Origin of the sequence: Peribacillus loiseleuriae (genome assembly GCF_001183985.1) — a bacterium.
In the GTDB taxonomy this organism is placed as follows: Bacteria; Bacillota; Bacilli; order Bacillales; family DSM-1321; genus Peribacillus; species Peribacillus loiseleuriae.
The window spans coordinates 504523-518037 of sequence record NZ_LFZW01000001.1; the positions used below are offsets into that span (position 1 = coordinate 504523).

Sequence of the window (13515 nt, forward strand, 5' to 3'; positions counted from 1 at the left end):
GTGAAGAAAGACGCGATTGGGAAATTATAGAATAAATCATTGTGAAGATGGTAAAACTATAACATAATGATGCCTAATAAGGGTAAGAGAGGATATGTTAGATGAAGAAAAGAATTTGGTTCAATCGCTGGTTTTCGACAGCGTATCATTTTATTGAAGCGATAAAAAATAATCCTGACGGAATGGAGTTCGAGATTTTTGGGACGCATTCTAATCCAAATACGGTGTATTTTCACGTGTGTGACCATTCAGAAACGGAGCCTGAAATAGATGGAGAAGCGTATATCCAATATTGCGTCGATTTTTGTAAAAAGAATCAAATCAATGTATTCATACCGTATCAGCACGCATTGGAAATTTCGAAGCAGCTCAAACGATTCGATGAAGTAGGGACGCGCGTCTTAGTGATTGATGATTATTCGTTGATGGAGACAATTTCGGATAAAGGAAAGCTCTATGAATCTTTTGAGAAAAATGGATTAGAGAAATTTATACCGGACTATCATATTGTAACAACCGCTGAGCAATTTGCAAAAGCATATCATAAATTACATAGTTGTGGGAAAACGGTCTGCGTCAAACCGGTTGACGGTAGGGGTGGCGAAGGATTCAGAGTAATTAAACGTGAAGCTGACGGATTGAAAGATTTATTCGGTTATATTTCCCATAAAGTTTCGTACAATGATGCATATAAAATCTTGGCATCAGAAGCTTCCTTTCAACCATTAATGGTATTGGAATATTTGGCTGATTTTGAATATAGTATTGATTGCCTAGCTTATGGAGGAGAACTTCTTGCAGCCGTACCTCGTAAGAAAGCAGGGGGCAGGATACGCGAGCTGAAGGAAGTACCCGAGCTACTTCAATTAGCCCAATCAATTCATGATGTTTACAACATTCCATACGTGTACAATGTGCAAGTAAAATATAATCAAGGCGTTCCAAAGCTTTTGGAAATCAATCCGCGTATGTCAGGCGGCTTACACATTTCAACGCTTTCAGGAGTAAATTTCCCTTATCTTGCCGTGAGATTGTTATTAACAGGTGATGCACGAGTAGAGAAGCCGATATTCGATATAAGAGCTACCCATATTGAGAATGCAGTTATTTTGGGAAAAGGGCAGATGGAAAAAGCTATCTAATATTATGAAATGGGTGTCCAAAAAAGAAAGGGTCAGACCCCACATCTTCTATATATGGTTTATATGTCGTGTAAATGACACTATAAACGGTGTATAGTGTGTGAGGTCAGACCCTTTTCATGTTCTTACTATGATTTACTTTGGTTATTTCTTCATTTTGTGTGAGATCCAAATCGCAAGCTGCAAAGTGATGGCATCTTTGAAGTGTTTAGGATTATATCCGGTATCCTCTTCAATTTTCTTCAATCGATAAATTAAAGTGTTTCTATGGATAAATAGTTCATCCGCAGTTTGTTGGATGTTAAAGTTATTTTGAAAAAAGCTTTCAAGTGTGTCGGTATATTTTATGAGTGTTTTCGTCATAACTCTTTGGTAAAACCTTTCAGATTCATATGGATTAAGTTGATGAATTAAAACTTTGAGTTCGACGTCAGCGAAAGAGATTACTTCTTCAGAAGGATTGCTGATCGCAAGTGCTAAATCACAATCTTGATAGGATTGATAAAACATATTTAGAGAATCAAACGGAATACTAATGGCTAGGCGAAATGTTAGTTGAAGTTTTTTTAGTGCATGATAAATTTCCTCAAGTTTTTTATCAATCTTCATTTGTGCTTGGTTGGAAAAAGCCAAAAAGATACGATTTGTGTTAATAAAACCAATAATACCGTTCTCCTCACCTAGTATTTCTTCTATCTTTTCTACAACAGTATGATTCGTAATCGTACCTTCAGCCATTTGAATGACAACGGTATTATACGGAGGATGAAAGCTAATGCCAAGTAAATTAAGACCACGACTAATATGATCAAAGGATGGATTAATCTTCAATAATTCTTCAATCACCATTTCTTTTGTTCGTTTCTTCCACTCCATTTGGGAGGTCATATATTCTGCCTTTATCATTAATTCTGTTGTCATCTTGACTAGTTCCCCTAAATCAGCCATTTCATCTGGATTACCTGTAATCCCAATGACCCCAACAATCTTGTCTTGAAAAACAATGGGTAGGTTGATACCAGGGTGAGACCCTTTCCAGGCTACACTTTGATTAGAAGGAATCGTTAGCGTCTGCCCGGTTTTTAAAACGTGAAGTGCTCCTTCGTGAATATCATCGATTCTTTCAACATCTCGGGAAGCGATGATAATACCTGAATCATTCATGATATTGATATTCCGGTTAAGACGTATTGAAGTTTCCTTAACAATTGTATGAGCAATACTCCTTGTTAACATAATTCCTCCATGTTTTAGTTAATCCAAACAAAATATTCAGAAAATAATCCTCGTATTTTATACGTTAAACACGAAGCTTTCAAGAGTCAAGTTCAGTTATAATTAAATCATAAATTGAAAGCGTTTTCTAGAAAGGGGGGAGATTATGAAAATCGTTATTGCGCCAGATTCATTTAAAGGTAGTTTAAGTGCAGTAGAAGCATCCATCTCTATTAAAAAAGGCATTAAAAAGGCTCTTCCTGATGCAGAAACGGTCTTGTTACCTATAGCTGATGGTGGTGAAGGGACGATGGAGACATTGGTTGTAGCTACAGGCGGTAGTAAAAAGCGTGTAGCTGTTTCTGGACCACTCGGCGAAACGGTGGAAGCTGAATATGGCGTATTAGGGGATGAAGAAACATGTGTCATTGAAATGGCGTCTGCATCAGGGCTTGCACTCATCCCTCATGAACAGCTTAACCCCAGACTTGCAACTACGTATGGAACTGGAGAATTAATCAAACAAGCTTTAGATGATGGGTTTCAATCTTTCATTTTGGCAATTGGCGGTTCTGCTACAAATGATGGAGGGGCTGGGATGTTACAGGCTCTAGGGATGAAGCTTTTAGATGAAAATGGAAAGGAGATTTCCTTTGGTGGAGCTGAATTAGCCCGAATAAACTCAGTCGATGTCAGTGGATTTGACAAAAGAATTAAAGGTAGGAAATTTCTGATAGCTTCCGATGTACAAAATCCTTTAATCGGATCAGATGGAGCGTCTTCTGTTTTTGGACCACAGAAGGGCGCGACAATTGAAGATGTAAAGATGTTGGATCAATGTTTGGCTCACTGGGCAGATGAAGTTGAAAAGGTCACAGGTATCCATCTTCATGACCGACCTGGTGCTGGGGCAGCTGGAGGTCTTGGCGGAGCTTTCCAAGCATTTTTCCCTGCTGAAATGAGGCGTGGGATCGACATTGTCATTGAATATACGAAGTTACAGCAAGCGCTTATCGGGGCAGATCTTGTGATTACTGGAGAGGGCCAGGTTGACTTTCAGACAGCATCTGGAAAGACGCCAATGGGAGTAGCGCAAGCCGCTAAATCACAAGGGATTCCTTCTATCATTCTGGCAGGATCTATTGGGCCAGGTATTGAAACTTTATATCAATTTGGGGTAGTAAGTGTGAACAGTATTATTAATCAACCGATGATGCTGAGTGAAGCAATGGAACGTGCAGGTGAATTATTAGAGCATTGTTCGGAGCAAGTTATTCGTTCATTTTTTTATCCCGCATTAACGGAAAGTCAAAACCCCCACCTCGAGAATTAGAGGAATCGAAGAAGCTTAGGTGGGGACTAACCATCAGTGGGTATGAAAGACCCCCCACTGATAGAAGGTTCACTGTATCATCAACTAAATAGATAAAGGGAGGTTTGGCATATGAAAATCAAAAAAACGATAGAAAAAGTTCCGGGTGGATTAATGGTCGTTCCTCTTTTGTTTGGGGCGTTACTAAATACCATCGATCAAATGCATATCCCTTTTGTCATGAATTTCTTGAAGACGCTTGGGGTCGCTCAAACACCAGATGGATTTTATGAATTTTTACGAATCGGTGGGTTTTCGGAGGCATTATTTAAAAATGGTTCGCTGGTATTAATAGCACTTTTTCTCTTCTGTGCTGGAAGTCAAATGAACTTGAAAGTAGGTGGGAGAGCACTTAAGAAAGGTGTCTTGCTCACATCTTCAAAATATTTAACCGGTCTTACAATAGGACTACTATTTGGAATCTTTTTCGATCCAATGGATGGGATTCTTGGCTTGTCTACATTGGCTATTATTGCCGCTATGACAAATGGAAACGGTGGAATGTATGTAGCATTGACGGGTCAATATGGAAACCGTTCGGATGTTGGCGCAGTGTCAGTTCTATCTTTAAACGATGGTCCATTCCTCACTCTTATGTCTTTAGGTTTATTAGGTTCTAGTTTTCCGGTCATCGCTTTTATCGCTGTTTTACTGCCAATTGGTTTAGGGATGTTACTTGGAAATTTAGATCCTGAAATCCGAGCTTTTTTAAAGCCAGGAGAAATCCTACCAGTTCCATTCTTCGCCTTTGCTTTGGGGGCGGGGATGAATCTTGCTAACTTCTTCAACCCATCCGTTGTTGCTGCAGGTCTTACAATCGGAATTTTAACAACGGTCCTTACTGCTACGACAGGTATTCTAGTATTCAAGTTATTCAAAGAAAAAAGTTATATCGGTCCTGTTGCTGAAGCATCGACAGCAGGAAATGCCGCAGCTACCCCTGCAGCGATAGCAGCTGCATCCGCAGTTGCAGCGAGTTCTGGCATGATGAGTAATGCGGAGGCTGCTAGCTATGCAAGTATAGTAAACGTTGCTACCGCGCAAATCTCAATCGCTACCTTAACGACTGCTATTTTGTGTCCAATCGCTGTTATTTTAGTAGATAAATATCAAAAGAAGCGTGGTATCGATGGTACGATTGAAGGCCCAGGTCCAAATAATGATATCAACAAAGTGACTCATTCATCTATCAATTAAAAGGATTTCTAAAAGGGGCTGCCATTGAAATATTAACGTAGTTTAAGATGTTAATAGACAATATATGAATTGTATATAAAGTAGTTGTGGTGTCCGTTTTTGGTTCGGACACCCTCTAGTCTTTTTACTTAAAGCCACTCTTTTTTTGAATGTTTACTTCGCTACTTTTATTTTTATAGGGAAAGGAAATAGATATGAAAACAAATTTATTGTACGGAAAAGACGGATTATTACTTGATTTACCTGATGATGTATTCTTGGTTGAGCCAAACAATCTATTGGGAATGGAGGAAGAAAAAGAGGCGGTCACACATGCTCTTAGAAATCCAATAGGTGCTCGCTCCCTTAAGGAAACCGTTAAAGCGACAGATACGGTCGCGATTGTTATCAGTGATATTACAAGACCAACTCCTAATCATAAACTAGTTCCTTGGCTGATTGAGGAGTTGAGCCATGTTCCACTAGAGAATTTTGTCATTATAAACGGCACTGGCACCCATCGGGACCAAACAAGTGAAGAGTTTGTTTTGATGCTTGGTGAATGGGTCGTAGACAATATTCGTATCATCAATAATAATTGCCATGATAAAGAAACATTAGTTAATTTGGGGCAGAGCAAGTTTGGTTGTGATGTTTATTTAAATAAAGAGTATGTGGAAGCTGATTTTCGGATTGTAACAGGTTTTATTGAACCCCATTTTTTTGCCGGGTTTTCTGGAGGACCTAAAGGCATTATGCCGGGGATTGCTGGGATAGAGACAATCATGACATTTCATAATGCAAGAATGATCGGGGACCCCCTATCAACATGGGGAAATATGGAGAACAACCCTGTTCAAGAAATGACGCGTGAAATAAATCAAATGTGTAAACCAGACTTCATGTTGAACGTCACTTTAAATAAAGACAAAGAAATAACAGCTGTATTTGCTGGTGAATTATATGAAGCACATGACAAGGGGTGTGCGTTTGTTAAGGAACATGCGATGATACAGTGCGCAAAACGATTTGATGTAGTCATTACATCAAATTCAGGCTACCCTCTTGATCAAAATCTTTATCAAGCGGTGAAGGGGATGAGCGCCGCGCATAAAATCGTGAAAAAAGGAGGCGCAATTATTATTGCATCCGAATGTTCAGATGGGCTTCCGAGCCACGGCAACTATTCGAAGATTTTTGACATGGCGAAAAGTCCTCAAGAGTTATTAGATTTGATAAGCAGTCCTGAATTTAAAATGTTCGATCAATGGCAAGTTCAAAAACAGGCGGTTATTCAAGTGTGGGCGGATGTATATGTTTATTCTAAACTTACGGATGAGCAAGTGAAGGGCGCCATGCTAAAAAGCACGGATAACATTGAACAAACGCTTGAGGAATTAAAACAGATTTATGGTGAGGATATGTCGATAGCTGTTTTGCCTTTGGGTCCACTAACGATACCTTATGTAGAAGAGTAAATTGAGACCGGGAGGGGAGGATAGAGAATTGGTATACTTTTTATAAAAAATTATAAGTAAGGTACACATATAAGGGGATGTCCTATAACATCCCCCGTAATTACTACATATAGTATACTTTTATCCGAAATTTCGTTTCTAAGACAACAAAAGTGGCTTCGGCGCGCAAATCTCAAATCTCGCTCGAAAAGTAGTGATTCTGACACGCAAATTTGAATTCCGGGTTGCTATGGTTGAAAAGGTGAGGTGAAGCATGCATCAAGTCCGGTGTTTCTGCCTAAACTTGCTCATCCCGCATCATTTTGCAACCGAGTTTTTAAATGAAGTGCAAGCAACACGAATAACTATGTGGCGAGTGCTGGGGTAAACACTTATGGGACATCCTCTTATTGCACTTAAATAATTACATGCTTGCTTTTCGCTTCTTTTATCCATAACGGAAATTCATTGAGTAATTTATTATACAAATCATGGTCACTCTCATTCTCGATGTCGACGATCTGAAAAAAGTTTGCATTGTCGATGAAGCGGCCTTCTAAATTGTCGAGCTTCTTAAGGACGTCAAAGTTTCCGTTACCAATTCCGACGAACTGCCAAAACAAGGGCTGATTGGATGATTCAATCAATACTTTTGAAACATTGTCTTGTTTCCGGCTTGCCTTCTTCACGCCGCCATCATTGATGAAAATCAAATAGACCGGTACCTCGCTTGTTTCTTCTTCTAAATATTTTTGTAATACATCTCTCATAACAGGTGGTTCATTATTGGCACCAAACTTTTTTACTGTTGGATTAGAAAGGATTTCGCGTTCGATATAATCAGTGAAGTCGTTCTCGGTAATCGAAGGCATCCGTGTGAATTCATTGTCATAAATCCATACGTCTAAGACGCCGTCATCATCGAAGCGGGTTGCCAATGCAAGGAGCCTTTCAATAACGTTTTGAACGGTGCCGTTTTGATAAAGCCTGCGCATCGAACCTGATATATCAAGGACCACTCCTACTCGGGAAATTCCTTTCTGTAGTGCCTTTTTCTCCAACGCGATATCGACTTTTTTCTTGAGCAGGTCAAAACTAGTGAGTTTTAACGGCTCGGTTATTTGAACAGGCTCGGGCACCGGTTTAGGAGTCTCCTCGGTTTCCTCGTGATAAAGATCCAAGAATTCCTGAAGCCCGGCATTATACCCTCTGCCAACTGGATTAAAACGCCAGTCATCGTCCTTGTTGTAAATATTCCCTAGTTCACAAGCTGTTTCGTCATGGAACTGATTTTCGGTAAAGGAAATGAGGGTGTCGTTTGTGTCAAAGTCTTCAAGGGTCATGTGGATGGAGCGAAAGTGCTGGAAGCTTTGATTTTTTTCAGCAGCATTATGTATGGTCAGGACGAAGAGTAGTTCTTGAATGTCGCTCCTTATGTAGGGCATGTCCAGGGTCATATGTTGCTTCGCTGCATTGTGCATTTGATTTGCCAAGATAAGAGACTTGTCCGGAGATACCCGCTGGTTATAAAAGATAAAGTACTCTTCAAGAGGAATTTTTCGCTGTTCATTTAACATAAATACGGATACGTCAACATCGTATTGGCTACTCTCATAGGGAGTGGAAATATCCCATGCTATAGTAATGCGCCATTTTTTCGTGTGCGGGTATTGTTTGCTCAGATTCATTCTCTGGCCTTTAACTAAGGTAAGTATACGAACACATCCTTCAATAATCTTCTTTTCATTGTACACGAAAGGGTCAATTGTTTGATACATATATATCCAAAAGTCAGTAACTTCAATGAAACCTTTTGCGGGCAAATACGTTATAATAGATACAAGAGTTTTTCAGTGATTTTTGACAGCCTAGACCCTTAAAGCTGTGCCATCTGAATTGGTAGGCATGCGTAGGTTGAACAAAGAGCTTAGCGCTTTTCTTTGAAAGGAGATTTGTCAGTGGGTGCATTTGGTCAATACGCAAAGATCAATCCGGTATTGATCGATTTTACAGAAGATGAATGGAAACAATTAATCGAAAAGAAACGCTTAGAAAGAGATAATTTCCGAAGCGGTGAACCCTTCATTAGCTTTGGGCAAGTGGCGGCTCGTTTTTTAGGTATTCCCCGAGATGAGGATGATTATTATCTTACATTATTTACATTATCTCAAAACCCTCATGTATACGTCTGGAATGACCGTTTAAACAAAGAAAATGATCCCGAGAAATTTCATGCACTTCAAGAAGTGCTACAAATAAACCAAAGTGAACAGCTTTCCGTTAATCGATTTATTGCTTTTCTTGAAGGGAGACAGCTTATTCCGTCTCATGAAGATACTTCGATTCATCGGCATATACGTGAAAGTTTCAATAAAACATTATCCCAATTTGTCGAACAACATGAATCAGGATTTAAGCATCCTGATTTTCGCAGGGTGATTAGCGATTTAATTAAATGGCTTTGGAACCATGTTGATGAAATCCTTAGTAAACTAGATGAAGGAGAAGTTCCAGTTGTTTTATGGTATGGCGACGCAACGAAAAGCGAACTTTATTTCTTATCATTTATTCTAAATTTAGGCTTTGATTTATTAATATTCCATCCACTAGGGTCTGATATCTTCAAAGAACTAGATCCAGAACGGAAGCAAATGATTGTTCAGGATTTTCAAGTAAAAAAAGAACCAAGACCTTTTCCAACACAGCGCCCGGATCGTAGGGCAACGGTTGCGTATCAGGCATCTAAGGAAATTGAGCGGATTCTACACACTGAAGAGACGCCTATATTCAAGCCTTGGCAGTATCGTTCCCATTTCCCTGTTTCCATCACACTAAAAACAACGTATGATGAATTATTTTTAATGAGCAGGGAAAGAGCGTTCATTAGACCGAACTTTAAAATTGAAGGAAATGAAGTGCATATACCTTCCCTATTCGCGAAGGTATCCGGCGTGATAACGAATAGAAGTGAGTATTGGGGGAAAGTTGAGGAGCTAAAAGGTGGCGATCTATCGCTGTTTATCCGTTATTTTCCTTTTACAAACAGCATCAATGGCAATTACCTCTATCATTATCAGCATGCACTTTCCGATGATGGGGTACTAGATCCAAAAAAAATGATTAATAGCGTATGGTGGAAATTAAAGCAATTGCCACTTGGTGTCCAAGAAGCAATTGCTGCGGGAATTTCAAGAGTTTGTGCGCACCCTAAGCTTCTTCGTGAGCATCATGAGACGATAGAGGATGTTCAATTGTATTTATTTACACAGCTTACTGTATTGCCCGAGTCTATTGTTGGATTGTTACTTAAATTTGATTATCCACAGTTTGTTCCGAGAATTATTTTGTATAATAGCGGTTCCGGAAATGGATTAGCACGTTCAGATACTGCGTTATTGCTTTTGTTAAATGAGTTGGGTTTTGATATCATTCTCCTTAATCCATCAGGACTTAGAGATTTAGAGCTTTACCTAGATGAACAATATTATGATGTACATTTAATGGATCAATTTGAATTTAATTATGAATATAAAGAACCAAAAAAACCGATATGGCGCCGTCTTTTCAAAAAAGATACGTAAGAAAGAGGGATCAAGAATGCAGATTAATAGTACAGAAATACTTGATGAGAACACGAATCAGCTGTCACTTAATAAAACGGAAGAAATTAAGCTGAAGCTTCGCCAGGAACCGGAAGTACAGAAGCTGGCTCAGCAAATAGATGTGAAAAATCAGATTTCGTTGCTGGAGTTCGGTAAAGAGCCAGCTGTTGAAATTTCGAAGTTCTCAGATCGTATTTTAGGTACGATGAAAGCTAGTTCAATGGAAGATTCCAGTGAATTATTGAAGCAACTAGGTAAGGTAATGGATCAGTTCGATCGGAAGGATTTTGCCCAAGAGAAGAAGGGTTTGTTTGGAAAGTTGTTCAATAAGGGCGAGAAAATGATTGAAAAGATATTTGGAAAATATCAAACAATGGGCGGTGAAATCGATAAGATTTACGTTGAAATCTCCAAATACCAAAATGAAATGATGACATCAACGAACACGCTAGAACAAATGTATGAACAAAACTTTAATTATTACCTTTCTCTTGAAAAATATGGTGTGGCAGGTGCTATGAAGGCAGAGGAATTGAAAACAACATTACTGCCGCAATATGAAGCAAGAGCCATAGCAGGAGACCAAATTGCAGCGATGGAATTAGAAACATTGCGAAATGGTATTGAAACGCTAGAACAACGGGTATATGACTTGGAAATGGCGAAGATGGTTGCATTGCAGACAGCGCCACAAATCCGATTACTTCAAAGAGGGAACACGAAGCTGATTGGAAAAATTAATTCTGCCTTTGTTACAACCATTCCAATTTTTAAAAATGGATTAATCCAAGCGGTATCTGCCAAACGTCAAAAGCTTGTTGCTGATTCAATGAGTGAGCTTGATCGCAGAACGAATGAAATGCTTGTGCGAAATGCACAAAATATTTCTTCACAAAGCACAGAGATTGCAAGACTTGCAGGAGCACCGAGTATCAAAATTGAAACAATTGAAGAGTCATGGAACATTATTATTAATGGACTGGAAGAAACAAAGAAAATTGAGGATGAAAATAAACGGACGCGTGAAGAAGGTACAAAACGATTAATTGAACTAAAGGAAAGCTTTCAAGCAAGACAACTGAAAAGTTAAGAGTATTATTATTTGTTCCATTGGAAGAATGATGATAGAATAAAAAATAAATAAAACACGCTGGCGTGAGTTGGCAAGGGAGTGTTTCTGTTGGCGATTTCATTACAAAAAGGACAAAAAGTAGACCTTACAAAAGGCAGAGCCGGTTTATCATCCATAACAGTAGGCTTAGGATGGGACCCAGTGAGTGCTGGTAAGCCAAAAGGGATTTTGGGAGGATTGTTTGGTGGAGGAAGTACTCCAAACATTGACTGTGATGCTTCTGCCATCCTTTTGGACAAGAATGGAAAATTAACGAGTAAAAATAACTTGATCTACTTCGGTAATAAAACAAGTGGGGATGGAAGTATAAAACATACAGGTGATAACCTAACAGGAGATGGTGATGGTGATGATGAGCAAATCATCGTTGACTTAAACCGTGTGTCACCTAATGTAGAAAAGATTGTATTCGTCGTGAATATTTACGGCTGTGTACAAAGAAAACAAGATTTCGGAATGATTCAAAATGCCTTTATCCGTTTGGTGGATAATTCAAACGGCCAAGAATTAATCCATTTTAATCTGACTGATAACTACGCGGGATTAACTTCATTATTTGTTGGAGAAATCTATCGCCACAACGGTGAGTGGAAATTTAACGCAATCGGAGACGGTACAAAAGATACATCCATTTCTGAGATTGCAAATAAGTATGCGTAATTTTTTTGTAAAAAAAATCTAATAAAGTGAGGGAAAATAATTATGGCTATTTCATTAAGCAAAGGACAAAAGGTAGATTTAACAAAAGGGAATCCAGGACTGAAAAATTTAATTATTGGTTTAGGCTGGGATACAAACAAGTATGATGGTGGACATGATTTTGATTTGGATTCTTCTGTGTTTTTACTAAACGCTACTGGAAAAGTAAGTTCTGAAAAAGATTTTGTATTCTTTAACAATCTTCAAGGTGGTAACGGTTCTGTCATACATACAGGAGATAACCTTACAGGAGAAGGTGATGGAGACGATGAGCAAATTAAAATCGACTTAAGCCTGGTACCAGCCGAGATTGAAAAAATTGCTTTTACGATTACGATCCACGATGCAGAAGCTCGCGGTCAAAACTTTGGTCAAGTATCGAACGCATTCGTACGTGTTGTAAATGAACAAGGCAATACAGAACTTATTCGCTATGATCTTGGAGAAGATTTCTCGATTGAAACAGCTGTTGTTGTTGCGGAATTGTACCGTCACAATGGCGAGTGGAAGTTCAATGCAATTGGTAGTGGCTACCAAGGTGGTTTGGCTGCACTGGTAACTGACTATGGTTTATCTGTATAACCTTTAATATCTTCCAAAATAAGATCAAAAAAAAAGAGAGTTTCTTCTGATAGCCCCTTCACCTTTAATGAACTTTGTTGAAGGGGGATTATCTTTATGTGAAATAGAAGGGATGATGTAGATGTCCATTTCATTATCAAAGGGGCAACGAATTGATTTAACTAAAACAAATCCAGGTTTGACACGTGCTGTTATCGGTCTAGGCTGGGATACGAATAAATATAGTGGCGGTTATGATTTTGATCTTGATGCCTCGGCATTTTTAGTTGATCAAAATGATAAATGCACCAACGATCTTGATTTCATTTTTTATAATAATTTGCAAGATCCGAGTGGTTCTGTCCTACATACAGGTGATAATCGTACAGGTGAAGGTGATGGGGATGATGAGCAGATTAAAATAGATTTTAATAAAGTTCCTGCAAATATCCATAAGATTGCAATCACTGTTACGATTCATGACGCATCTGCGCGTAGCCAAAACTTTGGTCAAGTGTCTAATGCATTTGTGCGCGTTGTAAACGAAGATACAAATGTAGAAGTTTTACGTTATGATCTTGGAGAAGATTTCTCGATAGAAACGGCAGTTGTGATTTGTGAGTTATACCGTCACGGTTCTGATTGGAAATTTAATGCAATTGGCAGCGGGTTCTCAGGCGGCTTGGCTTCATTGTGTCAAAACTATGGTTTATCTGTTTAAACGATACACATATATCTTATAACGATTTTGTCACTGCAACTTTAAGAACCATTGTTAATTTAGGAAGTGCAAGAAAAAGCAGTACATTCATAATTGTTCCAAATGTCAAAAGGGTGAACACATTTGTGTTTCCCTTTTCGTCATTTATCCCGCATTAATGGGAAGTAAAATCCCGCTGATTGAAGTTTCACTATAGCATTTGAATGGGAAATGTTGTGTTGTGGCTAAATGAAGTAGGTGTGGTTTTCGTAAAAAGTAATAAAGTATAGGATTTTCATATGCTTTGAGGCTGGGGACTACGGGATGTAGCTAGCGTTCTGCTTACTAGTTGATGGCGAAATGTTGGCAAATTCCGCCTTCGTGGTTTAATCCCTGATATCTTCGAGCGAAGGATGTGTGAATCTTAGGTGGTCTTCTTATGCTAAAAGAATCTTTCGC

General features: G+C 38.8%; 11 protein-coding genes and 1 pseudogene. 9 read left to right on the plus strand and 3 right to left on the minus strand.

The features are described from left to right. Positions 1-101: 101 nt before the first annotated feature. Positions 102-1142: an ATP-grasp domain-containing protein gene (locus tag AC625_RS02360; protein ID WP_049679822.1), complete on the plus strand. Its 1041-nt coding sequence runs from the start codon at positions 102-104 to the stop codon at positions 1140-1142. Between the two features lie 144 nt (positions 1143-1286). Here AC625_RS02360 and AC625_RS02365 read toward each other — a convergent pair whose 3' ends face one another. Then, the gene (locus tag AC625_RS02365) at positions 1287-2378 is read right to left on the minus strand and encodes a CdaR family transcriptional regulator (RefSeq protein WP_049679823.1); all 1092 of its coding nucleotides are present in this window, start codon (positions 2376-2378) and stop codon (positions 1287-1289) included. A gap of 145 nt (positions 2379-2523) precedes the next feature. Here AC625_RS02365 and AC625_RS02370 point away from each other — a divergent pair, with 145 nt between their 5' ends. The 3 genes from AC625_RS02370 (at position 2524) to larA (ending at position 6383) form a co-directional block, all read left to right on the plus strand. Further along, entirely contained in the window at positions 2524-3690 is a 1167-nt protein-coding gene (locus AC625_RS02370) for a glycerate kinase (RefSeq protein ID WP_049679824.1), read from the plus strand. Positions 3691-3801: 111 nt separating this feature from the next. After that, a complete protein-coding gene (locus AC625_RS02375) occupies positions 3802-4926 on the plus strand; it encodes a 2-keto-3-deoxygluconate permease (protein ID WP_049679825.1) in 1125 nt (374 codons plus the stop codon). A 194-nt stretch (positions 4927-5120) separates the two neighbouring features. Further along, the gene (gene larA, locus AC625_RS02380) at positions 5121-6383 is read left to right on the plus strand and encodes a nickel-dependent lactate racemase (RefSeq protein WP_049679826.1); all 1263 of its coding nucleotides are present in this window, start codon (positions 5121-5123) and stop codon (positions 6381-6383) included. 395 nt (positions 6384-6778) lie between these two features. On the opposite strand, the gene AC625_RS27475 is transcribed toward larA, so the two are convergent. Together AC625_RS27475 and AC625_RS27480 are read right to left on the minus strand one after the other, a co-directional pair. Beyond that, positions 6779-7483, minus strand: coding sequence for a vWA domain-containing protein (locus tag AC625_RS27475; RefSeq protein WP_049683551.1), 705 nt, complete (start codon positions 7481-7483; stop codon positions 6779-6781). 60 nt (positions 7484-7543) lie between these two features. Continuing rightward, a pseudogene (locus AC625_RS27480) lies at positions 7544-8140 on the minus strand (TerD family protein); the annotation flags it as partial. A gap of 180 nt (positions 8141-8320) precedes the next feature. Here AC625_RS27480 and AC625_RS02390 point away from each other — a divergent pair. From AC625_RS02390 to AC625_RS02410, 5 genes are all read left to right on the plus strand, one after another. Then, positions 8321-9943, plus strand: coding sequence for a YceG family protein (locus AC625_RS02390; protein WP_180320055.1), 1623 nt, complete (start codon positions 8321-8323; stop codon positions 9941-9943). 16 nt (positions 9944-9959) lie between these two features. Further along, complete coding sequence (locus AC625_RS02395; protein WP_049679827.1) at positions 9960-11054, plus strand: toxic anion resistance protein; 1095 nt, start codon at positions 9960-9962, stop codon at positions 11052-11054. Between the two features lie 90 nt (positions 11055-11144). Beyond that, a complete protein-coding gene (locus AC625_RS02400; RefSeq protein WP_049679828.1) occupies positions 11145-11756 on the plus strand; it encodes a TerD family protein in 612 nt (203 codons plus the stop codon). Between the two features lie 42 nt (positions 11757-11798). Next, entirely contained in the window at positions 11799-12377 is a 579-nt protein-coding gene (locus tag AC625_RS02405; RefSeq protein WP_049679829.1) for a TerD family protein, read from the plus strand. 121 nt (positions 12378-12498) lie between these two features. Further along, positions 12499-13077 carry a TerD family protein gene (locus AC625_RS02410; protein ID WP_049679830.1) on the plus strand — a complete coding sequence of 193 codons (579 nt, stop codon included), beginning with the start codon at positions 12499-12501 and terminating at the stop codon, positions 13075-13077. The last annotated feature ends 438 nt before the right edge of the window (positions 13078-13515 follow it).